The organism is Litoribacillus peritrichatus (assembly GCF_039537985.1).
Taxonomy (GTDB): domain Bacteria; phylum Pseudomonadota; class Gammaproteobacteria; order Pseudomonadales; family Litoribrevibacteraceae; genus Litoribacillus; species Litoribacillus peritrichatus.
This window is the reverse complement of record NZ_BAABBN010000015.1, coordinates 50,993-76,889: the sequence shown is the minus strand read 5'-3', so window position 1 is coordinate 76,889 and position 25,897 is coordinate 50,993. Positions and strand designations below refer to the sequence as shown.

Genomic DNA, 25,897 nt, shown 5'->3' with positions numbered 1-25,897 from the left:
CTTATGTCATAGAATGAGTGTGGCTAGAGGAAATTAGCGACTCACAAAATATGTAAAAAATTGACGCAAACTGTATCAATCAGCCACCGTTTGAGCAAGCTACAAAGAACAAAACACCAAGTTTTGTTGTTGTTTTAATTAATATTATGTGAAGCTATGTATTTTTTAGCCGAATTTCCCCTAAAATACCATGTTTATTTGATTCGTCTTATTATTTAGTCAAGTTCTCACAACTATTTTCTGAGAACTCGCAGGCACGTAAGATCTTTCTGGTTCATCAAAAGTTGACCAGAAACTATCTTCAGCACCGCAGCAAATAACTGAAGAACAGAAAATCGACGGAATTTCAAAACCCAACTTTGTCATCCTTAGGAGCAAGAAATGAGCATTGACCACGACCAAGTGGCAAAAATTGCAGAGCTGGCTCGCTTGAAAATAGAACCATCTCAACTGGATCAATATGCAGAAAATTTATCCAGCATTCTCGATCTGGCAGATCAATTACAGGCAGTCGATACGGATGGCATAGAACCACTGGCGAATCCACTGGATGCTGCTCAACGTTTGCGCGCAGACAAGGTTACTGAAACCAACCAACGTGAACATTTGCAGAAAAATGCGCCAAGCGCAGAAGCCGGCTTATTCCTGGTGCCAAAAGTCATCGAATGATCGGGTTTACACTCATCGAATTTACCTATTAATGGCGTTAGCTGAACCCATCGAGACACCTCTTGCAAAACACTCATGGTTGGCTGCGAAAAAAACAGAAATTGGATAACCTCATGCACAACAAGACACTAGCCGAATTGGCGAAAGGTCTGGAATCAGGCGAATTTTCCAGTGTTGAACTAACAACGCACTACCTGGATCGCATCAAGTCACTTGATAGCCAGACCAATGCATTCATTACTGTGACGGAAGAACAGGCGCTGCAACAAGCCGCAGATGCCGATAAAGCACGCTCCGCCGGTAACGCAACGCAATTATCAGGCATCCCGATCGCACATAAAGACATTTTTTGCACCGAAGGCGTAAAAACCAGCTGTGGTTCAAAGATGCTGGATAACTTCATCGCGCCCTACGAATCCACTGTTACTGAAAAATGTAACAATGCAGGCCTGATCATGCTGGGTAAAACCAACATGGATGAGTTCGCCATGGGTTCCACCAACGAATCCAGCTTCTACGGCCCGTCCACAAACCCTTGGGACACCACTAAAATTCCCGGCGGTTCTTCAGGCGGTTCGGCAGCCGCAGTCGCAGCTAGACTGGCACCGATTGCCACTGGCACCGATACCGGAGGTTCCATCCGTCAGCCTGCCTCCATGTGTGGCATCACAGGTTTAAAACCAACGTATGGCCGTGTAAGCCGCTGGGGCATGATCGCCTTCGCATCGAGTCTTGACCAAGCAGGGCCGATGGCTCAAACCGCTGAAGACGCAGCCATGTTGCTGAACACCATGGCAGGGCTGGATCTGAAAGACTCCACCTCAATGGACACGCCGGTTGACGATTACACCGCTGATTTAAACAACAGCCTGGAAGGTCTGAGAGTCGGTCTGCCAAAAGAATATTTTGCAGAAGGCCTGAATGACTCAGTAAAAACCGCCATTGAAGCTGCCATCAAAGAGCTGGAAAAACAAGGCGCGATTCTGAAAGAAATCAGCCTGTCCACTACCTCCATTGCAATCCCGGCCTACTACGTCATCGCGCCGGCAGAAGCTTCCGCAAACCTGTCGCGTTTCGACGGTGTACGTTATGGCTATCGCTGCGAAGACCCGCAAGACCTGATGGACATGTACACCCGAACCCGTGGTGAAGGTTTTGGCGATGAAGTAAAACGCCGGATCATGATTGGCGCTTATGCCCTGTCAGCGGGTTATTACGATGCCTACTACAAAAAAGCGCAACAGGTTCGTCGCTTGATTAAGAACGACTTTATCAAAGCATTTGAAGAAGTAGACGTCATTGCAGGACCTACGGCTCCAACAACGGCATTCGGCATCGGCTCAATCAAGAATGACCCGGTGACCATGTACCTGGAAGATATTTTTACCATTTCCGTGAACCTGGCCGGCTTACCAGCGCTGACCGCTCCTGCTGGTTTCGCAGACGGCATGCCTACGGGTCTGCAGTTGATTGGCAACTACTTCCAGGAATCAAAGCTATTAAATATTGGTCACAAGTATCAGCAAGTGACTGACTGGCACAAGAAAACACCAGAGCAGTTTGCTTAATTCATCAGCGACGCTCTAAGTAAGAGGATTAAATTATGCAATGGGAAACGGTTATTGGACTGGAAATCCACGTTCAGCTTGCCACCGAGTCCAAGATTTTCTCTGGTGCCAGCACTAAGTTTGGCGCTGAGCCAAACACTCAGGCTTGCGCTCTGGATTTAGGCCTGCCTGGCGTTTTGCCAGTCGTGAACGAAAAAGCCATTGAATTGGGCGTGCGGTTTGGCTTAGCCATTGACGCTGAAATCGGTTTGAAGTCGGCCTTTGATCGTAAGAACTACTTCTATCCGGATTTGCCGAAAGGTTATCAAACCACTCAGATGGACTACCCGATTGTCGGCGTGGGCCATTTGGACATCGAGCTGGAAGACGGCACTACCAAGCGCATTGGCGTTACCCGTGCTCATTTGGAAGAAGATGCGGGCAAATCACTGCACGAAGATTTCGACGGTCAATCCGGTATCGACTTGAACCGTGCAGGCACACCACTTCTTGAAATCGTTTCTGAGCCTGACATTCGTTCGGCCAAAGAAGCGGTGGCGTATGTGAAGAAGATGCACTCGTTGATTCAATACCTGGACGTATCCGACGGCAACATGGCCGAAGGTTCTATGCGCGTCGACTGTAACGTCTCTATCCGCCCGAAAGGTCAGGAAGAATTTGGCACCCGAACTGAAATCAAAAACGTTAACTCGTTTAAATTCATCGAGAAAGCGATCAACACGGAAATCGAGCGCCAGATTGACTTGATTGAAGACGGCGGTACCGTCGTTCAGGAAACCCGCCTGTACGATGCAGCGAAAGATGAAACTCGTTCCATGCGAAGCAAAGAAGTGGCGAACGATTACCGTTACTTCCCCTGCCCGGACTTACTGCCGATTCACATTGACCAATCTTATGTGGATAACATCAAAGCAAGCCTGCCGGAACTGCCTGACCAGAAACGTGATCGCTTCCAGAAAGACATGGGACTAAGCCATTACGATGCGTCAGTACTTTCAGCAAGCCGTGACTTGGCCAACTACTTCGAAGCAGTGGCAGACGAAGCCAAAGACGCTAAGCTGGCAGCAAACTGGGTTATGGGTGAACTGTCCAAGTTCCTGAACCAAAGTGAACTTGATATCACACAAAGCCCTGTTTCGGCCTCTCAGCTTGCTGGCATGCTGGTTCGCCTGAAAGACGATACCATCTCAAGCAAAGGCGCCAAAACGGTCTTTGAGGCCATGTGGGAAGGTGAAGGCTCTGCCGATGAGGTCATCGAGAAAAAAGGCTTGAAACAAGTCACTGACTCGGGCGCCATTGAAGCCATCGTGGATGAGGTCATCAGCAACTGTCCTGCCCAGGTTGAACAGTACACCAGCGCAGAGCCGGACAAACGCGGAAAAATGGTTGGCTTCTTCGTTGGCCAGGTCATGAAAGCGTCTAAAGGCACGGCGAACCCAGGCCAGGTAAACCAGGTTCTGAAGAAAAAGCTGGACGCCCTGTGTTGATTACTGAATGAAATACGCGATGGCGTGTTGACGCCAGACTTGGATTTTAAACCCCAAGACTCAACATCAGTATTTCCAGAAAAGACCGCTTAAAACATTAAGCGGTCTTTTTTATTCTGTCCAGAAATATACCTTGAATCTGACCTCCCCTCGCAGTTCACATTAGCTTTGCATTCTAACCCCATAAAAAACCAACCAATTCTCAAATACTTAAAATTATTAATGTTCAAAAATCTGAAACAGTCTGTTGGCATCCTAGTTGCTATAACCTTATGTGAGTTAAGGAATCTTAAAATTATAATCAGGATCTAAGAGAGAATTCAGGATGGGTGCAGCCGAAGAGATATACGCTGATCTAGCAGACACAAAAATAATTGAATCGCTGGAACCCCCGAAAGAAAAGGGGCGCAGAGGAAGAAAGAACACATCAGTCAAAAGACTTGCCGCTCGAAGAAACATTGAATCCTATCAGGAAGAGCGTGCACTCAGTAAGAATATGGAAGAATTTTGGTTTGACGACCTGTAACGTGAGTTTTTATTCGTAACCCATAGGTAACAACCTCTGTTACCTATGGGTACAATCTCATCAACCAATCAGAAGTATCGCCCCTCAACCTGCAACACAATCCCCCTCATCAGCCCATACCTGTTTCAATAAACTAAAAAAGCCAAACCTTAGTACCAGCCTACTAAAAAACGAACGAACGATAGTTTAGCAGACCGCTGTTTTTCGTTATTAAAACAGAACAACACAGATGGAGTATCAGCCACCTGCTAGGACAGAGGAGCATACCCCCAACGAGGTACCATCGACTGATCAATTCCCAGCTGATCTAAAATGCGCGCCACCACAAAATCAACAATATCATCAATGGTTTTTGGATCGTGATAAAAACCAGGCGAAGCAGGCATAACCATCGCCCCCATTCGACTCAGTTTCAGCATATTTTCCAGGTGGATATCCGACAAAGGCATCTCACGAACCAATAAGATCAGCTTTTTTCGTTCTTTAAGCACCACATCCGCAGCGCGCTCAATGAGGTTATTACTGGCCCCACAAGCAACCGCAGAAAGCGTCCCCGTACTGCAAGGCACGACCACCATCTGCCCAGGACCACTGGAGCCTGAAGCAACAGGAGCCAACCAATCTTCCCGGCCAAACACCTTCAACGCACCCTCACCTAATGAATAACGTTCGGTTAAATAAGACTGGAGCGCTTCTGGGTTTGCAGGCCATTTTTCCGAAGTTTCCGTAGCAATAACCATCTGCGCCGCTTTCGACACCATTAAAAACACCGGCACCTTGGCGTCAAACAAACATTCCAGCAAACGAATGCCATATTGCGCCCCGGAAGCCCCCGTCATTGCAACTGTCACGGGCGGATACGCTGCGCCCTGCTCCTGCTGTATCAAGCGTCTACCTCTTCTACTGCCAGTTGATCCAACAACTTCTGGTGAATTCCTCCAAAACTGCCATTACTCATACACACTATGTGGGTGCCTGGTTTGGCTGCCGCGCAGACTTGCTTAACCAAGTCATCCAACTCCCCCACCACCGTATTATGCGGCCGATCTCCAAGCCAGGAGCGCAGGTCATAATCCTTGGTGTTCGCCTGAAACCAATAACTGCGATCCGCAGAACGTACACTTTGCTCCAAAAGCTCATTGTGAACCCCCATTTTCATGGTATTAGAGCGAGGCTCAAGCACGGCAATCACCGGTTGCTCACCCACACGGCTACGAACGCCTTCCAACGTCAACCGAATAGCGGTGGGGTGATGAGCAAAGTCGTCATACACAGTCACACCCGCTACCTGCCCTTTGACTTCAAGACGACGCTTAACACTCTCAAAGCCGCCCAAAGCATCGGCGGTGACTTCCGGTAAAATCCCGATACTTCTGGCCGCCGCAAACACGCCCAGCGCATTAGATACGTTGTGCATGCCCAGTAATGACCATTCAACCCGTCCCACACACGCTTTCTCAAAATACACATCGAATGCAGAACCGTCCGGGTTGATTAACTCTGCTTGCCAGTCGGCCTCCGCTTTTTCACCGGCGGTCATTTGGCCCAAGCTCTGAGTCGTGCTCCAGCAGCCCCGGTTTAAAACATCGTCCAGCGCTTCATCACCACTGGGCGAAATCACCATGCCATGAGCAGGCACCGTTCTGACCGCATGATGAAACTGCGTTTTAATGGCTTCAAGATCGCGAAAAATATCTGCGTGATCGAACTCCAGATTATTCAACAACAAGGTATTGGAATGGTAATGAACAAACTTTGACCGCTTATCAAAAAACGCGCTGTCGTATTCATCCGCCTCAATGACAAAAAAATCACTTTCGCCAATACGGGCTGAGACACCAAAGTTCTCCGGCACGCCTCCGATCAAAAAGCCCGGTTTAAAGCCTGCAAATTCCAAAACCCACGCCAGCATACTCGACGTTGTTGTTTTGCCATGGGTTCCAGCCACCGACAACACCCAACGATTTCTTAAAAGATTATCGCCCAACCACTGAGGGCCAGAAGTGTAAGGTATGCCTTCGTTCAGTATCCGTTCGACACAAGGGTTACCACGGCTCATTGCATTGCCGACCACCACCAGGTCGGACTTGGCATCCAGCTGATCCGGATTAAAACCTTCAATTAAATCAATACCTGCGGCAATTAATTGATCGCTCATAGGAGGGTAAACATTGGCGTCTGACCCCGTCACTTTGTGCCCTAATTGCTTGGCTATTTGAGCCAATCCGCCCATAAAGGTGCCACATACACCCAGGATATGGATATGCATACGATGAATCCCTGACTTCGCATTAATCGGCAAAGCATAGCATCTTGGCTTTTCCCGTCGCAAAGAAATCCTTTTTTCGATAGAATCAACGGCATTTTTTAATGGCCAAACGTTTGGAGCTTATAGAATGACCACACTTAATGACTCTTTGAAGCAGCAAGAGTGCGACATCTCTCTGATTGATGTAATTCAGAGAATCCTGTCTGCCAGCAAAGACATTTCTTTTAGACTGCAACAAGGGGCATTAGCCGGAATTCTAGGCGCCACGGAAGAGGAGAACGTTCAGGGAGAAACCCAAAAGAAGCTGGACGTCATTTCCAACGACCTGCTAAAAGACGCATTAAAAGCATCACCGTACGTGTACGGCATCGCGTCTGAAGAAGAAGACTTTGCCGTGCCAGGCAACGACGGCGGCGAATATCTCGTCACCTACGATCCGCTGGACGGTTCTTCCAACATCGACATTAACGTTTCGGTTGGTACTATTTTCTCAATAATGAAAACCACCGGAAATTCAGATTTAGCTCAGGATTTCCTACAAGCCGGAACAAATCAGGTGGCTGCCGGTTACGTACTTTATGGCCCTTCAACCATTTTGGTCATTACCACAGGTAAAGGCGTTTCCATGTGGACGCTGGACAATCGGATCGGTGAGTTTGTACTGACCAACGACAAGGTTCAGATTCCGGCACAAACCAAAGAGTTCGCCATCAATATGTCGAATCAACGTTTCTGGGCAGAACCGGTTCAGGCATACGTAGCAGACCTATTGGCCGGTGAAGAAGGACCGATTGGCAAACGTTTTAACATGCGTTGGGTGGCAGCCATGGTCGCCGAGGTTCATCGTATTCTGACTCGCGGCGGTATCTTTATGTACCCTTGGGACGGCCGCGAACCTTCGAAACCGGGCAAACTGCGCCTGATGTATGAAGCAAATCCGATGGCTATGTTAGTCGAGCAGGCGGGCGGTTTATGTCGCACTGACAGCGAACGCATGCTTGAAGTTGCACCGACAGAAATTCACCAGCGCGTGCCTGTATTCCTTGGTTCAAAGGAAGAAGTGGAACGTGCTGTAAGTTACAAATAAGCGTCGTCTTCACCCACGACACCCCATCTATCAAGCGCATCGCGCCACTGCGATGCGTTTGACGTCAGCAATCTTGCTGACCTTATTTATTATCAGGAGAGTAAAATGGCTGGTTTACTAAAAAAACTGTTCAAACCAAAATGGCAACACAAGTCGGAAGACGTTCGCGACGCAGCAGTACAACAATTATCAGAAAACGACCCGGAACAACTTCAGACGCTGATCAAAGTCGTTACCACCGACGCATCGGATCGAGTTCGAAACAGTGCCTGTGTCCAGCTAAACAACCTGGGCATCATCATTGAACTGACCCAACACCAAGACAAAACCACGCAACGCATCGCCAAACTTCGCTTAGAGAGCATCCTGTCTCTCGAAAACATGTCGCTATGGCCAACCTCCGAGCAACAACTGGCAGACCTGGTCATCTCTCTGCCGAACTTACCCACCATTCCCGAGCTTCTGGCAAAGATACAATCCCAACCGATTCTTGCCCAGGTAGCGGAACAAGCCAGAGTCACCAGCGTCAGACAACAAGCCGCACAGGCAATCACCGAAGAACCCGTGCTGGAAGGACTGGAAAAAGCACTGAAAGGCAAAGACAAAGGTTCTCAAAAAATCATTAAAGAGAAGCTAGCGGTGATTCAAACCGAACGCCAAAAGCAGCAAGCACAACAGGAAGAAGTCAATCAGGCCATCGCCTCAGCAGAACAACAAGCCAAACTGCCGTTCCAGCCACTGTGTGAAGCCAAGCTCGAAACGCTAAACAGCCGTTGGGATAAAATCAAAGCCAACGCCTCTGAAGCACAAAGTGCTGCCTTCCTGGCGGCAATCACTCAGTGCAAAGAAGTGATCGCCGAACACTATCAGGCTGAAAGCGAAGCTAAGGCCGAAGCAGAAGCCCACAAAGACGCCAGAGAAGAACAGGAAGCGACCGTTGAGTTATTAGAGCGAGAGCAAGACCAGATTGTTGAGCAAGGTGACTTCAACAGCCCGGCATTGAACGCACTGCTTAAAACGCAGGACAACCGCTGGCAAGACAGCTGCGAAACCACCCGTCCGGCCAAAGCACTGGCCAACCGTTTCCAGCGCGTGCGTAATTCGTTAACTCAATTTATCCAGGCACACGACAATCTGGAAGAGCATAAAGCCCGTATCGAAGAACTGTTGGCCGATGAAACACCGAATATCGCTGAACTAAAACAGCTGATTCACGCCATTCACTGGCCATCAGAACTGAATGAGCCTGAGCTTTTAACTCAGGTTCTGAACATCTTTGGCGACGTCCAGAAAGAACAACGTCGCGTCAGAAGTAACTTAAAACAAGACAGTAAAACCTCTGAAGAATTGCTTGATAAAGCGGAAGCCATGTTGGCAGACGGAAAACTGAAAGGCATTTTCCAGAACATCCGCCAAGCCCAGGACATCATGAAGAACTGGCCGAACGAGCGCAAAATCAACAAGCGCATTCGCCAACTCCAATACAAATTCAAAGAAATGAAAGACTGGCAGGACTACGCCGTTTTACCAAAGCTTGAAAGTTTGTGTGAACGCATGGAATCTTTGGTGGATGCTGACGTACCCTTGGATAACTTGGCAAGCCAGCTAAAACAAGCCAGAAATGACTGGAAAGAGTTAGGCTACAGCGACAACAACTACGGGCAAGCGCTCTGGCATCGCTTTAAAGACGCCTCAGACAAAGTGAATGAGCGATGCAAGCCGCACTTCGAGTCCATCAGTCAGCTTCGTGCCGACAACCTGCAACGCCGCAAAGACATCATCACTCAGTTAACTGAGTTTGTGGCTAAGGTCGACTGGAATAAAACGGACTGGAAAGTCATTGATCAGCTTTATAAGCAATCCATCGAAGAGTGGAAAAACTGCACGCCGGTTAACCGCTCAGACGTAGAGAAAATTCAGAAAGATTTTGATACGCCGCTTCATACCCTTAAAGACAAACTGAAAGAAGAGCGTGATAACAACACGGCCATCAAGCAAACCTTACTGGACGAAGCCAAAACGCTGCTTGACGAAGAAAACCTCAAGAAAGCCACCGATCAGGCCAAGGATTTACAAAAAAAATGGCAACAAGTTGGCGTTTGTCACCGTCGTCAGGAGCAGCACCTCTGGAAAGATTTCCGTGCTGTCTGCGACCAGTTATTCGGCAAACGCTCTGAGCAATGGCAAGAGCAAAAAGAGCAACGCGATGGCAACTTAGTTAAAGCCAAGGAAATCATTACTCAAATTCAGCAGTTGGCCGAAAGCGATGTATCCAGCAGCAAAGAGCTGTCCAACCAGCTTCGTGAGCTGCAAACCAGCTACGGTAACATCGGCAGCATTCCGAAAGAGCACTTCGACGGTCTGGAAACAGAATACCGAGCGGCCAGCGACGCCATTAAACAAAAAATGTCAGAACTGAAGCGCGCTCAAAAAGCCAAACAGGGCGAAGCCTTATTCACAAAACTTAAGATCTACCATGCCACTGGCACCCAGCAGTTGTCACACGACGATGGCGCTGAACAGTGGCAAGCCATTTCAGTGGACGATAAGAAGCTGGGTAAATTACTTGAAAGCGCCTGGAGCAACTTGCTGTCCGGTAAGTCAGCGTTAACTCCTGTTTCTGAAGACAAGCTCCGTGAACTGTGTATCCGCAGTGAAATCGTCGCCGACAAGCCTTCACCGGAAAGCGATCAAAGCTTACGCATGTCATTGCAGGTAGAGCGTTTATCGAAAGGCATGAACAACGGAGAAGAAAACAAAGAAACGTCCACCAGCTTATTATCTGAGTGGTTGTCTCTGGAAGTGCCTGAACAAAGCTTCAATGAATATTTGAATCGTTTACTGGTTGCACTCGAATACAAATAATCGGTTCAGTATCTAAGCCCCTTTGACCAGCCAAATTACGGGTTGGACAAAGGGGCTTTATTCATTTCATTGTTGACAGAATGATTGATTGAACCATCGATTAAACCATTGATTGGACTATTAATTGCATGAACGCTTAAAAAACGCTCACGCATTTTGACTAACTCGCCTTTCTGCTTCAGCTCCTTCATAGCTTGATTAAACTGTCGGATAACCTCTGCACCATCTTCACGCTGTTTAGACACGATAAAATACAAACTGGCTTCAAACAGCGCGTTTTTAAAATACATAACACCTTGATTAACTCCGTGATCCCTCAAAATAAACTGCCCTGTGATCGGGTCAATTGGAATTAAATCCACCCGTCCTTGTTGCAATAACCGAAAACAATCCGGCAAATCCGAAGGCTGATAAACCTCAAACATGCCACTGGCTAACAATGGCTTTTCCAACTCCTTTAATGAATAACCGTTGGGGCGACAAATTCGAGTCCACTTTTTGGCTTTCAGGATTTCGAACGTCCAGGTTTGGTTCTGCCCTTCATCCCTGGCATACAGGTGACTGGAAATATCATAAACCGGATCGGAGTAATAAAAGGCTTTATCCCGCTTCTCATCCCAAACGTAAGGAAACGTCCCTAAGTGGACCCCTTGGCGGGTCTGCTCATAACCTCTTGCCCAGGGTTCGTAAACCATTTCCACATCAAAATAATCTTCCGTTAAATCCAGTATTTTCAGAATGGCGGGCACCATCAAACCATTGTCCTGCAAGCCACTGTCCACGTACGGAGGATAAAGGTCTCCGGTGGTCACCGTTTCAGTGGCATACGCCTGATTCTGGATTAGCAAAAGAGCCGTCAACAGAAGTACAGTCAACAGAAATTCACCCGACAAAAGTATCCTCCAAAACAAGGGAACCTTCCTTATGGGCTCTGACCCGCAACTCAGAACCGGTTCTGTAATAAATCGCCACACCCGTTGAAATTCACTGCAATGGCTTTTTTCAGCAATCATTTTTGCTTCCCAGTTAACATCTTTATATGATGTGGTCGCTATAAAATAATTAAAAAAATAATAATTACTTAAGGATAGAACATGCGTACGCGTCTAGCTGCCTTGCTAATGGTTTGTTTTGCACTTTCAGGAACGGTTCACGCCGACTTTCAAATAGACTCCCTCGGCGCCGGTTATTGGTTTGAGGAAGGAGAATACATCGAAGTTTACCAAGAGACTGACTCAGGCTTTCATCCCCAGGTTTTTCTTGGGACCAGCGTTGTCGGCCTCAATGTAAAAACCGACCCCCTGTATGAAAAATACGGTGTGGAAGTGGCTCCGTATTTTGGTCTGGCCGCTGCAGACGGTGTCGAAGGACTGCTGGGTGCCGAGGTATCCAAAGACCTTAACATTCAAAACAAACGCTTAAATATGTACTTTCGCCTCAACATAGACTTTGAAAATGCCGATTACATGGCGGGCGTTCGCTACTTCTTTGATTCTGAATAAAAAGGAGGCCGGATTTGTTGATTCAGAAATTCCTTATCTCTGGCCTGTTGGGCTTGAGTTTATTGGCGCCCATGGCAACGCATGCCGATGGTAATCACGCTTCATTGTTATTGATGCTAATCAGCAACAAAATCAAAATGGAAAAGCTGGTGAAGGCGGCAGAAGATGATCCATCCCTTTGCTCTGAAAACAGCCAACAGATTTCAAATCTGATGAAGCCGTCCATGCACATGCTGGCTGAATATTCCCAGGAAAAATCCGGGAATTACGTTAACCAGTCGGCTTACGCGGACAGCTTGGTGCAACGAGCCAAAATGATGGAAAACTACTCGGTATTACTTGAGCGTTATTTCAGTTTAAGAAACAGCTGCCCGTTAAATTCATAATCCCCCAAGAATCAGCTAAGGGTTGAAGTTTGAACGCTTCTGCGAACTTCAGCCCTCGGCTTGCTCTGCTCGCTCCAGAACAAATTTAATCACATCCCGCCAAGTCAGAATGCCTAATAAATTACTTTCATCGTCCACCACCGGTAAGCAAGATACGCCGTTTTCAATGATGTTACGCAAAGCGCGGGTGGCACTGGTATTCGGGTAAACCGTCAGCGGCCCTCTGCTCATGAACTGATGGGCAGGCTTACGGAGCACTTCGATTTCAGCCACCGTTGCATTGCCCGATTCCACCCTTGGCGAAATATTAAAGAGTACGTCCCGATCAGAAATCATTCCGATTAATTTTTGATTTTCATCCACAACCGGCAAATGATGAAACCGGTGCTGCTTAAAAATTTTCCAAACGTCGGACAAAATGGTGTCCATACCTATCGTTTCTACGTTAGATGTCATTAAATCAGAAACCTTCATGCTCACTCCTTGCTTTCGCGTCTGAAACATTTTCGAGCCTAAAAACTTAATAGTATAGTCAATAATTCATCTGGCGCGCCGCACACCTTATTTCAGTATATCCTTGAGGAAGCCACCAACGCGTTGTTCAATCCAGTAGCTGCCATCGTTGTTAAATGAAACAAACCCTACATGACCACCGTTCGCTGGCGTTTCCAAATACAACATGGATGACGCATCCGCCTCATGATAAGGGTAGGCTGACTCTGATAAGAATGGGTCATCTTGGGCGTTGATCAATAACGTCGGCAAACAAATATCGGGTAAATACTGCAAACAACTGGATTGCGTCCAGTAATCCGTTGCGTCTTTAAAGCCATGCAGCGGTGCGGTATACAGATCATCAAACTGCTTGAAATTACGAATATCCTGGTAATTATCGATGCAAATGTCGTCTGGAAACGCCTGCTGTTTAGCCGCCATTTTATGATGAAGGTCTCTCAGAAAGCGTTTCATATAAATCGAATTCTGAGGTTTGGCCAATTGGTTTGCACAGCCTTCCAGATCGCAGGGTACGGATATCCCAACCACGCCAATCACCGCTTTATTCAGTGAGGCTGACTCACGGCCAGCATGCAGCAAAGACAAATTGCCTCCCATGCTAAAGCCAACGAGAGCAATTTGCTGATAGCCCCGTTCACTGGCATGTTGAATCACCCGTGCCAAATCATCGGTAGCACCGCTGTGATAAAACCGTTTTTGACGGTTCATCACAGGTCCACAAGTACGAAAATTCCAGGCTAAAGCATCCCAACCCAGTTTATTTAAATGATTCGCCATGCCCAGGACATACGGTCTTTCACTGTGCCCTTCCAGGCCATGAGAAATAATCACCAAACGCTTAGGCTCACTGAGATCTGAATGCGAAAGGTCATCGAGGGTATACCAATCTAAAAAGAGGAAATCGTTATCCTGAGTATCGATTTGCTCGCGATAGCACATCGTTGGTTTCAGTTTTCTGAACAACGATGGGTAAATCGTATTTAAATGGCCATTCCTTAAAAATAACGGGGCCCGATAATCACTGACTATATTTGGCATAGGTATCCTCCTGTCAGGTATTAGAACCAACACGAACCAGAACTGCAATTCTAACTTGACCCAAAAAGTGAATAGTGATTCACTTTATAAAAAATGAATATAGGTTCATAGTATGGTTTATCGTGCAACGCCTCTGACCGAATCTAAAAAGTCCCAATGCCGCGAACGGCTTCTGGCCTCCGGCTTAAAGCTTGTCCTGGAAGGCGGATTCAGCAACCTGACCATAAGTAAAGTAGCTCAAAGAGCACAAGTCGCCACCGGCACCATGTATCGATACTTCTCTTCAAAAGGCGCGCTTTGCGAAGACATTTTCCGAACAGCCACCAACATCGAATTAGCCAAAGTCACTAAAACCTGTCAACCGCCGGGCACGCCCACAGAGCGAATGGTGACCACCCTGACCGAGTTTGCACAACGAGCGATCAAGGGCCGCCGGTTGGCCTACGCACTGATAGCAGAACCCGTAGACAGTATGCTCGACGAAACGCGCCTTCAGTTTCGACAAGCCTACGCCGAACAATTTGCTCAACTGATTCAAGAAGGCATCGAGTGCGAAGAATTTCACCCACAATCCCCGATGATCAGTGCCACGGCCATTGTTGGAGCCATATCCGAGGCTTTAATCGGGCCGCTTTCGCCTGAGAATTGTAACCCCATTGAAAGCCAACAGCTGATCAAAGACATTGTCAGCTTTTGTCTGAGAGCGCTGGCCACCCAGCACACAGCGATATAACAATAATCACAAACCACACACGGCCCAATTATGACAAACAACACCCACGATCTGTCTCAAACACACCAGGTCACGAATCAGCTTCATCCTTTAGAGAATAACAACCTGTTTACTCAGGACACGGCCCTTCAGGAAGCCATCAAGCGAGAGGGTGGACACTGGGCACATCAAGCGTTGTCCGATTTTGGAGCGCTGACCGGCAGCTCAGAAAACATAGAATGGGGCCACTTAGCCAACCAGTTTAAGCCAACGTTTAAAACCCATGACCGCTTTGGCCACCGGGTTGATCAGGCAAATTTTCATCCGTCTTATCACCAACTGATGAATCAGGCCATTCAGCACGGTTTGCACGCCAGCCCCTGGACCAACCCCGGAACCGGCGCACACGTCGCCAGAGCCGCCAAAACGTACATGCAGTCGCAAGTGGAGGCAGGTCACGGCTGCCCGATTACCATGACATTCGCCTGCACTCCCACCTTGTTAAAACAAGCAAACGTTGCCAAAGAGTGGCTGCCTCTCGTACACAGCACACAATACGACAGTGAAAACAAACCTTACTTTGAAAAAGCTGGTGTCACCATTGGTATGGGCATGACCGAAAAGCAAGGCGGCTCAGACGTCCGCGCCAATACCACCCGAGCCCACCCTGTGGGCCAACCGGGCGCCGGGGAGCTGTATGAACTGATCGGCCATAAATGGTTTCTCTCCGCGCCTATGTGCGATGCCTTCTTGGTGCTAGCGCAAGCGCCGGGCGGTTTATCTTGCTTCTTACTCCCTCGTTGGCGGCCGGATGGTTCAAAAAATGCCATGCACATTCAGCAACTCAAAGACAAAATGGGCAATGTTTCAAATGCATCCAGCGAGGTGGAATTCAGAGGAGCCTTAGCCTGGCTGATTGGCGATGAAGGCAGAGGCGTGGCAAACATTTTGGAAATGGTGGCTCTGACCCGTTTTGATTGCATGGTCGGCTCATCTGCTGGTATGCGTCAGGCTGTCAGCCAAGTCATTCACCATTGCCAACATCGCAGCGTATTTGGCAAGCCGCTTATTCAACAACCCTTAATGCAAAACGTGTTGGCGGATTTAGCACTGGAAAGTGAAGCCGCCATGTCTCTTTCCTTCAGAATGGCCAAAGCCCTTGACCACATGGCCAACGATGAACACGAAGCCATGATCATGCGTTTAGGCACCGCCATTGGTAAATACTGGATTTGCAAGCGCACCCCGCCACACGCCTACGAGGCGATGGAATGCATTGGCGGCTCCGCCGTAATGGAAGACTGCATCATGCCCAGACTCTACCGGGAAGCCCCCATCAACGCCATTTGGGAAGGCAGCGGAAATGTGCAATGCCTGGACGTATTAAGAGCCATAACCAAAACACCCAAGTCGCTTGAGGCCCTTTCGGCAGAACTCCACGCCGCTGAAGGCCGCAACCCGGATTATGACAAACGTCTTTCCTGCATCAGCCAAGCCCTTAAATCCGTCGACGACTTTGAACAGCAAGGCCGTTGGCTTGTAGAAAACCTGGCGCTTTTATTTCAGGGCAGCGTGCTCATCCAAGCGGGTAACGAAACGGTTTCAGACATGTTTTGTGCTACGCGATTGAGAGATAACAATGCACAAATGTTTGGCGCCATTCCCAAAGGCTTTAATCTGGCGCAATACATTCAGCGAGCTGCCTTATAAAACTGCGTATGCTGAAACTATCAGTCAATTTATGAACGCCATTAAAACCATCCCCTGATGGTTTTTTGGCGAACAAGCCAAAGAAGTTACCAAACGTGATCCATATCACAATTTTGAATAACACAAAGACAACAGACTATTTTATGAACAAGTGTGACAATGGTCACATCCTTTCACAAATTGTGAGCGTTTGAGAGCGTTTTGGATCTTTCATTTTTGTTTTAACCATCAATTTATATTGATGGTTTTTTTATGCCTGAAAGAAAACCATCGGCAAAAACCGCATTAAAAAAGTTCCCCAAAGTCAGGTCAAAATCGGCCATTATATTTGGAACGATCCTTTCCAAAATTACCTACAGACCAAACTCGATAAGCTTCATATACTCATTCATAGATTAACTGCGTTGCTGCTTTTTTGACGATTACGTCATCAGCGTCAACGGGGTTAATGCTTCCTTAAGTGCTAGCTTTTGTTATTTAGGTTCGGGTTTCCGGGCCTTTTTTTTTGCCTGCTTATTAGTGCTGCTGTCCCCGACACACAACCCCGCCTCACGCTTTTTTCGACAACATGACTTCTTTTGCCTGAGCGACCAGCCGCGTTAGGTAATCACTGCCTCCCCGATCGGGATGCACCTTTTGCATCAAGGATTTATAAGCTTGGTTGATTTCCTGCTTACTGGCCGTTTCAGTCACACCCAAAATTTCACTGGCTTCTTTGATCGACATCTCACCCGGCGAATGTGGCGCATCAAACCGTTGCTCACGATGATTGTTCAACACATCCGAGAACGCTGATTGCCATTGTTCGCCATAAGTTTGCTGTAAAAAGACCGCCAACAACTGCGTTGACTTGGTATCGGATTGCAGACACGAAGCCAGCAAAGACTTTAATTCTGATTCAACCAGCTCGGAGAGCTTTTTGTTTTCCAGCTCTCCTTTTAAAACCACACCGTCCACTCGCCCCTGCAGTGGATTCACCGACAACTGCAACCACTCACCTTTCAACCGGCCTTGCTGCTCTGCCCGTCCTTTCTGCCACTGCCAGGCAAACGGGATCAATCGTCGTAAATAAGGGAAGCCAGATTTCAACACAGGAATCAAAGCCCCCACCGCAGCGGTAATCCAGTGGGTGCGCCCTGTCAAAGCCATCAAAATCAAAACAGCCACGCCACCCCACAACACGTAAGTTAACAACGACTTTCTGGCAACCGCAGGGTCTTGCTGCTTATACCAACGCACCGAATACCATACGATAAAACCACCGGCAAACAGCATTAATAACTTAGCCATACACTTTTAACCCGTTACAGATAAAGATTTACAATCAATCCAACAACATATTGTTTCAAACAGTTTACAAAATCCCAGTAAACCCGACATCCCAAAAACCGTATACTGCCAAAACCAAACCTTAAAGAATGGATAATTAATGTTTACAGCACTGGCTAATCATACCATTACCTGCCACCAAGATTTTGCCGTTGTAGTGCCACACCCGGGGTCCGAACTGACAGAAGCCACTTTAGTTGCGTTCGAGCAAAAATTCGGACAACCACCTAAACGGAATTTCGCCATTATTTTCTACCCGCACCCACAATATTCAATCCGTTTTTGTGCCATGCAATACTTAATGAGCCTGCCCGACAACATTTACATCGGCGTTGTTAGCGGTTCCCGACACACTCGAATGGTGTTTGACCTGCTGAAACAAATGAACAGCCAAATAAAGATATTTTCATCCCAGGTAAACGCACACCATTGGCTGAATCAAACGACCGGGCTAAAAACATAAATCAGTGACGCTTGCAGCTGTTCTCTACTGAGTCACAGTTCAGCCAATTTCATTAGAAAAAGACGAAAAGTCGATTGCATCAACCAATAAAATACGACAGGATAACCTAACGATGTCGCGTCTAAACAACAAACCGCATCCAATAAGAATAACGAATAATTAAACATTGTGATTCCGAACCTAGAAAAAGCAGCCTCAGAAGCGCTGGTTAAAGGCTTTAGGCAACTCAAATTCGATGACATCCAGCTTGAGCGTGCTTTCGAGCGGCACTATTTCGGCCAATTTTTCCAAAAAGCGATTCCGGCATTAACCGTAGGGGTTTTATTGTACTTCGGATTCATCTTTGGCGACCGGTTCATGATTCCGGAGTTGTTCGAAGAGAGCATTATTCTCCGGGTATCCATTGCAATCCCAAGTATCTTTGCACTCTTTGTCATTAAATGGGGTCGGGAAAGTCATTGGCAATACCTTGTCACCTGCTCCATCTTTTGCGCCGTAAACGCCTCCATCTCGCTTTTGGGTTATTGGGCAGCCTTACAGGGTCAACATTACTATCAAAGTGGCACGCTACTGGTCATCATGCTTTGCTGTACCTTAGCCAGATTACCTTTCCGTTATGCATTTCTCACCACCTGCCTGATGCTCACCACCTACGGCTTGGCCATTGGCGCAACCCAGGCATCACCTTCCGATATCTTTCTGAATAACCTGTTGGTTTTCAGTGGTGTCGCCTTTTTAGGTTTGGTCAGTAACTATCAGCATAATCACGATGTCCGCAAAGACTTTCTTCAAAGCCTACTGTTAAACGTTGAAAAAGAACGCCTGACATTGGATAAACGAAAATTTCAGCACATTTCCAACACCGATGGCTTGTCCGGTTTGTACAACCGACGTTTCTTGGATCAACGTTATGCCCTTGAATGGCAGTCGGCAATGCAGTTAAAAACGTCACTGTCGGTCATGATGATTGATATCGACCGTTTCAAAAACTTTAATGACAAAGCCGGTCACCATGAAGGGGATCAGGTCATTACTGATGTGGCAACCACCCTGAAAAACTCAGTTCGACGAACTCAGGATTTTGTGGCGCGCTACGGCGGAGAAGAATTTATTATCATTTGCCCTTCCATGGAAAACGAACGTGCGTTCGATATGGCCGAACAGATTCGTAAGAAGGTAGAATCCATGAACATTCCCCACCCGGACGGCGGCGTGGTGTCTGTCAGCATTGGTGTCTCGACCACCATTCCGGAAGAAAGCGACCATCCGTCCTCTCTTCAGAAACAGGCGGATTTTGCGCTTTATCAAGCCAAAAAGAGTGGTCGTAACCGGGTTCACCAAGCCAACATGACGGAAGAATTAGGCTAACCGAAGATCATCAATTCCGGTCTTCAGACCAACTCATCATTGCGATAATCAATCACCGCCTGATTAACCTGATCCATGGTGTTCATCACAAACGGCCCATACTGAACCACAGGCTCATTCAATGGTTTACCGGAAAGCAATAGCACCCCGGCGTTTTTACCCAATTTCAAATCAAAGTCGGATAATCCCTCAACCAACAACATCTGGCCACGCTTCGCTGCCCGCTGGTTAATTTGCGCTTCGCCCTCGTAAACGTACAACAGAAATTTTTGATTCTCCGGGTGAGCAACCTGCACCTGAACGGCCTGTTTCGCTTTTAAGGTGTATACCGAGGCCTGAGTTTTCGGGCGGATCACCGGCGCCGTAAAAGGCTCCTCATTGACGCTTAACACACCACCAATGCCACGCACCTGTACGCCATCAATGTTTGCTTCTACCCAGCTTTCAGCGGCCAAATCCTGATAAGAGGCCCGCTGCATTTTTTCTTCCGCTGGTAAATTCAGCCAAACCTGGAAGCCGTGCAACAAGCCTTCGTCCTGTTCAGGAATTTCTGAGTGAATCACGCCCCTGCCTGTGGTCATCCACTGGCCACCGCCGGCTTCAATCACACCATTATTGCCCAAATGATCTCGGTGGCGCATTTTACCCGCCAGCATGACGGTAATGGTTTCAAACCCCCGATGAGGGTGGGAAGGAAACCCTTCGATGTAATCGTCCGCATCTTCGGAGTGTATTTCATCCACCATCAAGAAGGGGTCCATCATGGCAGCATCAGACATTCTTGAAATCCGGTTAATTTTAACACCGGCACCGTCCGACGCCGGTCGGGATTGAATCAGTTCTACGCTGTTCATGATTTACCTCCTCAATTTAGCCAGTCACGGGGACTTAAAGTGCAGCTACGATTTGTTCGATTTTCTGATGCGCCTGATGAATTGCGGCATCTTTCTCACCCATGTTCAAAGCTTCTGCGTACACAAACTCAACATTGTTAATGCCCAGGAAGCCCAGAACGTCCTTCAGGTAATTTGTTTGTGTGTCTTTTGGCGTGCCTTGATAAACCCCGCCTCGTGCCGCAGTCACGATGACTTTCTTCACATTCTCAACCAGCCCTTGTGGCCCGTTCTCGGTGTAGCTGAAAGTCAGACCGGCACGCGCCACATAATCAATCCAGGCTTTTAAAGTCGAAGGAATGCCGAAGTTGTACATAGGTACGCCCAACACCAAATAATCCACAGATTTAAGTTCCGCAATCAACTCATTCGACAATGCCAGTGCTGCTTGCTGCTGCTCCGACAAAGACGCAGGATCTTCTGCCATAAAAGCGCCTACTGCGTCACCGTCCAGATGGCCAATGGGTGACGTTGCCAAATCGCGTTCAATTAACTCCATGTCTCCGAACTGCTGCTTCAATGCCGCAATGCTTTGCTCAACCAGTTTTGAAGATTCACCGTGACCTGAAAACATAGAGCTCTTGATTACCAATACTTTCGTCATAATTTTGTCCTGTTCGTTCGTAAGTAAATAATGCGTTTTTAAGCGACTGCTTTGAGGAAACAGTTTATATCGCCTAGACTGATATAAAAGAAGATAATATTGATATGAACAATCGACCACCTAGATATATAATACCTAAGAAATTCACACCCTCGCCTCAACGTATCAAGGAACTGACATGCCAAAAGTGACTCTCGATCAATGGAAAATGTTTCATGCTGTTATTGAAGAAGGAGGCTACGCTCAGGCAGCAGATAAACTGTTTAAGAGCCAATCCACCATCACTTATGGCATTCAAAAGCTCCAGGATCAGATTGGCGTCAAAGTCCTCGCCATCAAAGGCAGAAAAGCGGTTTTGACCAACGAAGGGGAGGTATTACTGAGGCGTTCCAAAACTCTGCTCAGGGAAGCGGACGAGCTGGAACGGGTTGCAACCAGTTTATCCCAAGGCTGGGAAGCACAGATCAACATCGTAATGGACGCCATCTTCCCCACCTGCATTGTCACTGAAGCACTTAATCAATTAGCCGAATTAACCCCGGACACCCGAATTGAATTCCGCGAAACGGTGCTTTCCGGCACAGGTGAAGCCTTAATTGAAGGCACCGCAGACATCGCCATCACAGGTCGGGTGCCTCAAGGCTTCCTCGGAGAACCTTTATTGAATGTGGAGTTTCAACCGGTCGCCCATCCGGATCATCCCCTGATTCGTTCAGGTAAAGACATCCTGCTTCAAGACCTCAAACGAGAGCGCCAGATCGTAACGATGGACTCCGGTAAAGTTCGCACCGACTCGGGCTGGCTTGGTGCAGAACAACGCTGGTCGGTGAACCACATGGGCATCGCCATTGAACAAGTCTGCCAAGGGCTGGGGTTTGCCTGGCTGCCCATTACCCGAATTCGCAATCAGATTGAACAAGGTCTGCTTAAGCCGATTCCACTGAAGGACGGCGGCACCCGTTACGTACAAAGTTATCTGGTGTTCAAAGACCCGGATCAGGCAGGACCAGGCACACGCAAGCTGGCAGAAATCCTAACGAGAGTATGTACCGAAGGCGACTGTTCAGAGAAAAGTACCCTCAGCGAGTAACATCCGCACGCATGAAAACCTACGATCAATGGCGGTCAAGTGCACAGAATTCTCATCACTCTATTGAAATCAGGGCCATAGCAGCGTAAAAAATACGCTATAACAATAAAACAAACGAGATAAAGTATGAAAATCAAAACTGCGATGTCTTTAGCCCTGTTGTGTGGTGCGCTTTCCGGGTGTGCAAACCAGCCTTACAGCCACCCGAACCTAGAAGCCGACAGCAACTACCCTTACCAACAACTGAATACCTTTTGCATCACGCCAAAGCAGTTCGTTGGCAGCGCTACAGACGTGGAACAAATCATCACCGACGGTTTAAATAACGCACTGACGGCCAAAGGCTACCAACAGGCAAGCTGCGAAAAAAGCGACTTTGAAGTGGAGTTTTACGCACGCCGAACCGAAGAAAAACAAATGGCAACGCGTCAAATCCCGAGCGCAGCAGGTACATTCACAGAATACCGAATGGAAGATGTGTTAACCGGTGCGTTAGCCATCCATTTGAAAGACCAAAAAGACACCACCTTCTGGAAAAACCTGATCAGTAAGGAATCCCGCACGGCGCCTTCGGAAGAAGGTCAGACCAAGCGGATTCATAAAGCCATTGATATTCTGTTGGAACCCTTCCCCGGAAAAACGGCCGCCTATTGAGCAGTCATTAACAGCAGTCACTGGAACAACAGAGCGAGCAAAACAGAGCGGGCAAAGGCCGGCTCTGTTCTGATTCCTCTGTCCATCAAATGACAACGCATCCACCAAAATTCATCAAAGAACAGCCAATGATTACTGTTTCACGATGCAACATTTGATAAAGTCACTCATTCATTCACTATGAATCAAACACTCTGCATGGGCAAAAAAACAGAAAATGCACAACCTTCCAAGCTGTTACTCTGTCCGGATTGCGACCTGTTAATGGACAAAGCGGAGTTATCACCAAACGAGACCGCCTATTGCTCACGCTGTAATGCCCAGGTTTACAGGCACCCGAACAACAGCTTCAACAAGGTCATTGCCTTCACTCTGGCCGGATTATTATTTTACATCCCCGCCAATTTTTTACCGATCATGTCCTTTGAAATGCTCGGCTTTGAAGCCACCAACACCATGCTTAACGGCGTGGAACAATTATTTAACGAAGGCTATTACTGGATGGCCTTTTTAGTACTGATGTGCAGCGTGCTGGTCCCCCTTTTCGAATTAAGCCTGTTGTTGATCATCGCCTTACAAATTAAATTGAATAAAACCTCTAAAATGACCGCCAAAATGTTGTTGAGTTACCAAAGCCTAACGGAATGGGGCATGCTGGAAGTCTACATGTTAGGCATTTTAGTGGCCTACATCAAAATGGTCAGCATGGGCACCATCCTGATCGATTTAGGGCTGTTCTGCTTCATCGGTATGTTGCTCTCTGCGTTGCTCGCCGCATCGTGTTTCGATGCCCAATACGCATTTGAACAACTGGAGCAAAGTAAATCATGAGCCGAGGCAAAACACACAACCTTGCCCGCTGTCACCACTGCGGACAGGTGCAGTCCCTTCCCGAAGACAACGCTGGCGGCCACCATGTCCACGCCCAATGTGTACGTTGCGAAAGCCACGTTTCCCTTCGGATTCCGCAAAGCATCCACAAAACCTGGGCACTGCTCATCACTGCAGCCATTCTGTTTATTCCGGCCAATATTTATCCCGTCATGACCGTAGTCACTTTTGGCTCTGGCGAACCAGCAACGATACTCTCGGGCGTGATTCAGTTGATTCAGGCCGACATGCTGCCCATCGCCGCCCTTGTCTTTGTTGCCAGTATTTTAGTGCCGTTGTTTAAATTGGTCGGCATGGCGTTTCTGTTAATCGCCATTCAAAACCAATGGTCGATCAACCAAAAATACGCCACCCTCATGTACCGCTTTATACACTTCATTGGCCGCTGGTCGATGCTCGATTTATTTATGATTTCAATCTTGGTCACGTTAGTCAACATGGAGTCAGTGGCCCGAATACTGACCGGCCCCGGTGCCACCTCATTTGGCGCTTTGGTGGTGGTTACTATGTTTGCAGCACACACGTTTGATCAACGACTGATATGGGATTTACTGGATAAGGACACTCAACCATGAATGCACAATCTAATGCCCCCATCGCCAAGCCGGTGGTTAAATCCGGCGGCGCCAACTGGTTCATCTGGTTACTCCCCGCCATTGCCTTAGCCGTTGGCAGCTGGTTACTCTACAAAAGCATTACCGAAGCCGGAGTTGAGTTCGTTTTACACTTCGACGTCGAAGACAACGTCGACATCGTGCCCAACAAAACCGAAGTACGGTTTTACGGCATGAAAATCGGCGAAGTGAAATCAATGGACTTATCCGAAAACCTGGCAGGCATCGACGCCATCATCGAACTTGACCAACGCGCAGCAGCGATTCTGCAGCCCGACACTAAGTTTTGGCTGGTCAAGCCCGAAGTCTCCATCACTCAAATCACAGGCCTGGACACCATCGTTTCCGGCCGCTACATCACCTTCCAGTTTGGCCCGGAAACCAGCAAGCTGGCAAAGTCCGAAATATCCAAATTACCTCCCAGGCAATTTGAATATGACGCACTAAAAGAAGCCCCGCCCAAACCAGAATACTTAGGAGGGTTGCACTTAAAGCTGAAGTCCAGCCAAGTGGGCAGTATTCCAACGGATGCCCCCGTCTATTATAAAAAAATACTGGTGGGCCATGTCGAGAAGTCCACGTTAGCTTCCGACGATGACCTGATGATTAATGTGTTCATCCAGGAAAAATACAAGCACCTGGTCAACACTCACTCTCGGTTCTGGAACGCCAGCGGCATCAAAGTTGAAGGCAGCTTAAACAACCTCGACGTTCAGCTGGAATCGCTGACTTCTTTGATGATTGGCGGAATTTCGTTTGATACCGCCGTATTACCCGGCAACTATGACTCGGTATCCAATCATCATGAGTTCGATCTTTATCCACAAAAGAAAGACGCACTCACCAAAAGCAAGCGCATCCAGATTACCTTTAACAGCGGCGAAGGGCTGAAACCTAAAACCTTAATTCAATATCAAGGCATTAATATTGGTGAAGTTGAGTCGGTGGAATTGAACCCGAATGCCAACGGCGTAATTGTCACTGCCCAACTGGTGGAAAGTGCATCCGGCCTCGCCAAAGAAGGCAGTAAATTCTGGATCGTCAAACCCGAAATCGGTTTAGCCTCCACCAAAAATATCGGCACCTTACTGTCTGGCTATTACATCACGATTAAACCCGGAACCGGTAAACCCGCCTACAGTTTTAAAGGCCAAGAAAAGCCGCCGACCATTCAGACGAAACACAAAGGGCTGAAAATCACCTTAACCACACCGCAACTAGGCTCCATCAAAGCGGGCGTTAAAATCTATTACCGCAACTTCCCGGTCGGCGAAGTGGATGGCGCAGAACTGGCCGACAACGCCCAACAGATGTTGATCTACGCCACCATCGCCCCTAAATATGCACCGCTGATACGACAAAACACCAAATTCTGGAATGCCAGTGGCATCGGCCTGGATTTCAGCCTGTTCCAAGGCGCTAAAATCGAGACGGAATCGCTCGAATCCTTACTGGAAGGCGGCATTGCATTCGCCACCCCCAACAACGAAGACATGGGCGATGCCGTGGAAGCAGGGACTCAATTCAAACTATATGATGAGTCGGAAGATGACTGGAAGGCTTGGGCACCGAATATTCAGCTGGGGAAATGAGTAAGAAACTCATCCTTGCTCTCTCAACATTTGCCTCTAACAACACCCGACCGCCTTTTTAGAA

25 protein-coding genes are annotated in these 25,897 nt (G+C 47.8%); 17 read left to right on the top strand and 8 right to left on the bottom strand.

Features of this window, described 5'->3' with window-relative positions:
* Positions 1-381 precede the first annotated feature (381 nt).
* The 4 genes from gatC to ABD744_RS19690 all read left to right on the top strand — a co-directional run bounded on the left by gatC (position 382) and on the right by ABD744_RS19690 (position 4,250).
* Entirely contained in the window at positions 382-669 is a 288-nt protein-coding gene (gatC, locus tag ABD744_RS19705) for an Asp-tRNA(Asn)/Glu-tRNA(Gln) amidotransferase subunit GatC (RefSeq protein ID WP_344800306.1), read from the top strand.
* A gap of 113 nt (positions 670-782) precedes the next feature.
* The gene (gene gatA / locus ABD744_RS19700; protein ID WP_344800305.1) at positions 783-2,237 is read left to right on the top strand and encodes an Asp-tRNA(Asn)/Glu-tRNA(Gln) amidotransferase subunit GatA; all 1,455 of its coding nucleotides are present in this window, start codon (positions 783-785) and stop codon (positions 2,235-2,237) included.
* A 35-nt stretch (positions 2,238-2,272) separates the two neighbouring features.
* Entirely contained in the window at positions 2,273-3,724 is a 1,452-nt protein-coding gene (gatB, locus tag ABD744_RS19695) for an Asp-tRNA(Asn)/Glu-tRNA(Gln) amidotransferase subunit GatB (RefSeq protein WP_344800304.1), read from the top strand.
* Between the two features lie 325 nt (positions 3,725-4,049).
* Positions 4,050-4,250, top strand: coding sequence for a PA3496 family putative envelope integrity protein (locus ABD744_RS19690; protein WP_344800303.1), 201 nt, complete (start codon positions 4,050-4,052; stop codon positions 4,248-4,250).
* Positions 4,251-4,498: 248 nt separating this feature from the next.
* On the opposite strand, the gene ABD744_RS19685 is transcribed toward ABD744_RS19690, so the two are convergent.
* Together ABD744_RS19685 and mpl are read right to left on the bottom strand one after the other, a co-directional pair.
* Positions 4,499-5,089 (bottom strand): flavin prenyltransferase UbiX, encoded by a 591-nt coding sequence (locus ABD744_RS19685; RefSeq protein ID WP_344800661.1) that lies wholly within the window; start codon positions 5,087-5,089, stop codon positions 4,499-4,501.
* A gap of 44 nt (positions 5,090-5,133) precedes the next feature.
* A complete protein-coding gene (mpl, locus tag ABD744_RS19680) occupies positions 5,134-6,519 on the bottom strand; it encodes a UDP-N-acetylmuramate:L-alanyl-gamma-D-glutamyl-meso-diaminopimelate ligase (protein WP_344800302.1) in 1,386 nt (461 codons plus the stop codon).
* Positions 6,520-6,646: 127 nt separating this feature from the next.
* Between mpl and ABD744_RS19675 the strand changes: the two genes are divergently transcribed.
* Both ABD744_RS19675 and ABD744_RS19670 read left to right on the top strand, forming a co-directional pair.
* Positions 6,647-7,606 carry a class 1 fructose-bisphosphatase gene (locus tag ABD744_RS19675; RefSeq protein WP_344800301.1) on the top strand — a complete coding sequence of 320 codons (960 nt, stop codon included), beginning with the start codon at positions 6,647-6,649 and terminating at the stop codon, positions 7,604-7,606.
* Between the two features lie 105 nt (positions 7,607-7,711).
* Positions 7,712-10,471, top strand: a complete 2,760-nt coding sequence (locus ABD744_RS19670; RefSeq protein WP_344800300.1) for a DUF349 domain-containing protein — start codon at positions 7,712-7,714, stop codon at positions 10,469-10,471.
* Positions 10,472-10,506: 35 nt separating this feature from the next.
* Here the strand turns inward: ABD744_RS19670 and ABD744_RS19665 are convergent, their stop codons facing one another.
* Entirely contained in the window at positions 10,507-11,364 is an 858-nt protein-coding gene (locus tag ABD744_RS19665) for a substrate-binding periplasmic protein (protein WP_344800299.1), read from the bottom strand.
* Positions 11,365-11,565: 201 nt separating this feature from the next.
* Between ABD744_RS19665 and ABD744_RS19660 the strand changes: the two genes are divergently transcribed.
* Both ABD744_RS19660 and ABD744_RS19655 read left to right on the top strand, forming a co-directional pair.
* On the top strand, positions 11,566-11,973 hold the full coding sequence (locus ABD744_RS19660; protein ID WP_344800298.1) for a hypothetical protein: 408 nt from the start codon (positions 11,566-11,568) through the stop codon (positions 11,971-11,973).
* A gap of 14 nt (positions 11,974-11,987) precedes the next feature.
* Positions 11,988-12,359: a hypothetical protein gene (locus ABD744_RS19655; protein ID WP_344800297.1), complete on the top strand. Its 372-nt coding sequence runs from the start codon at positions 11,988-11,990 to the stop codon at positions 12,357-12,359.
* Between the two features lie 48 nt (positions 12,360-12,407).
* Here ABD744_RS19655 and ABD744_RS19650 read toward each other — a convergent pair whose 3' ends face one another.
* Positions 12,408-12,833: a CBS domain-containing protein gene (locus ABD744_RS19650; protein WP_344800296.1), complete on the bottom strand. Its 426-nt coding sequence runs from the start codon at positions 12,831-12,833 to the stop codon at positions 12,408-12,410.
* Between the two features lie 87 nt (positions 12,834-12,920).
* Entirely contained in the window at positions 12,921-13,913 is a 993-nt protein-coding gene (locus ABD744_RS19645; RefSeq protein WP_344800295.1) for a YheT family hydrolase, read from the bottom strand.
* Between the two features lie 112 nt (positions 13,914-14,025).
* Between ABD744_RS19645 and ABD744_RS19640 the strand changes: the two genes are divergently transcribed.
* Together ABD744_RS19640 and ABD744_RS19635 are read left to right on the top strand one after the other, a co-directional pair.
* The gene (locus ABD744_RS19640; protein WP_344800294.1) at positions 14,026-14,646 is read left to right on the top strand and encodes a TetR/AcrR family transcriptional regulator; all 621 of its coding nucleotides are present in this window, start codon (positions 14,026-14,028) and stop codon (positions 14,644-14,646) included.
* A gap of 30 nt (positions 14,647-14,676) precedes the next feature.
* On the top strand, positions 14,677-16,335 hold the full coding sequence (locus ABD744_RS19635) for an isovaleryl-CoA dehydrogenase (protein ID WP_344800293.1): 1,659 nt from the start codon (positions 14,677-14,679) through the stop codon (positions 16,333-16,335).
* A 549-nt stretch (positions 16,336-16,884) separates the two neighbouring features.
* Here ABD744_RS19635 and ABD744_RS19630 read toward each other — a convergent pair.
* A complete protein-coding gene (locus tag ABD744_RS19630; RefSeq protein WP_344800292.1) occupies positions 16,885-17,625 on the bottom strand; it encodes a DnaJ domain-containing protein in 741 nt (246 codons plus the stop codon).
* Between the two features lie 139 nt (positions 17,626-17,764).
* Between ABD744_RS19630 and ABD744_RS19625 the strand changes: the two genes are divergently transcribed.
* Positions 17,765-18,127 carry a hypothetical protein gene (locus ABD744_RS19625; RefSeq protein ID WP_344800291.1) on the top strand — a complete coding sequence of 121 codons (363 nt, stop codon included), beginning with the start codon at positions 17,765-17,767 and terminating at the stop codon, positions 18,125-18,127.
* Between the two features lie 168 nt (positions 18,128-18,295).
* Positions 18,296-19,495, top strand: a complete 1,200-nt coding sequence (locus ABD744_RS19620) for a GGDEF domain-containing protein (RefSeq protein ID WP_344800290.1) — start codon at positions 18,296-18,298, stop codon at positions 19,493-19,495.
* A gap of 23 nt (positions 19,496-19,518) precedes the next feature.
* On the opposite strand, the gene ABD744_RS19615 is transcribed toward ABD744_RS19620, so the two are convergent.
* Both ABD744_RS19615 and ABD744_RS19610 read right to left on the bottom strand, forming a co-directional pair.
* A complete protein-coding gene (locus tag ABD744_RS19615) occupies positions 19,519-20,349 on the bottom strand; it encodes a pirin family protein (protein ID WP_344800289.1) in 831 nt (276 codons plus the stop codon).
* A gap of 34 nt (positions 20,350-20,383) precedes the next feature.
* Positions 20,384-20,992 carry an FMN-dependent NADH-azoreductase gene (locus ABD744_RS19610; protein ID WP_344800288.1) on the bottom strand — a complete coding sequence of 203 codons (609 nt, stop codon included), beginning with the start codon at positions 20,990-20,992 and terminating at the stop codon, positions 20,384-20,386.
* A 178-nt stretch (positions 20,993-21,170) separates the two neighbouring features.
* On the opposite strand from ABD744_RS19610, the gene ABD744_RS19605 reads away from it, so the two are divergent.
* From ABD744_RS19605 to ABD744_RS19585, 5 genes are all read left to right on the top strand, one after another.
* Positions 21,171-22,082 carry a LysR family transcriptional regulator gene (locus tag ABD744_RS19605; RefSeq protein ID WP_344800287.1) on the top strand — a complete coding sequence of 304 codons (912 nt, stop codon included), beginning with the start codon at positions 21,171-21,173 and terminating at the stop codon, positions 22,080-22,082.
* A gap of 126 nt (positions 22,083-22,208) precedes the next feature.
* The gene (locus ABD744_RS19600; RefSeq protein ID WP_344800286.1) at positions 22,209-22,736 is read left to right on the top strand and encodes a DUF4136 domain-containing protein; all 528 of its coding nucleotides are present in this window, start codon (positions 22,209-22,211) and stop codon (positions 22,734-22,736) included.
* Positions 22,737-22,934: 198 nt separating this feature from the next.
* A complete protein-coding gene (locus ABD744_RS19595) occupies positions 22,935-23,567 on the top strand; it encodes a paraquat-inducible protein A (protein WP_344800285.1) in 633 nt (210 codons plus the stop codon).
* Positions 23,564-24,202: a paraquat-inducible protein A gene (locus ABD744_RS19590; RefSeq protein WP_344800283.1), complete on the top strand. Its 639-nt coding sequence runs from the start codon at positions 23,564-23,566 to the stop codon at positions 24,200-24,202. Before ABD744_RS19595 ends, ABD744_RS19590 begins: the two co-directional genes overlap by 4 nt.
* Positions 24,199-25,833, top strand: coding sequence for a PqiB family protein (locus ABD744_RS19585; RefSeq protein WP_344800282.1), 1,635 nt, complete (start codon positions 24,199-24,201; stop codon positions 25,831-25,833). Before ABD744_RS19590 ends, ABD744_RS19585 begins: the two co-directional genes overlap by 4 nt.
* Positions 25,834-25,897: the final 64 nt, after the last annotated feature.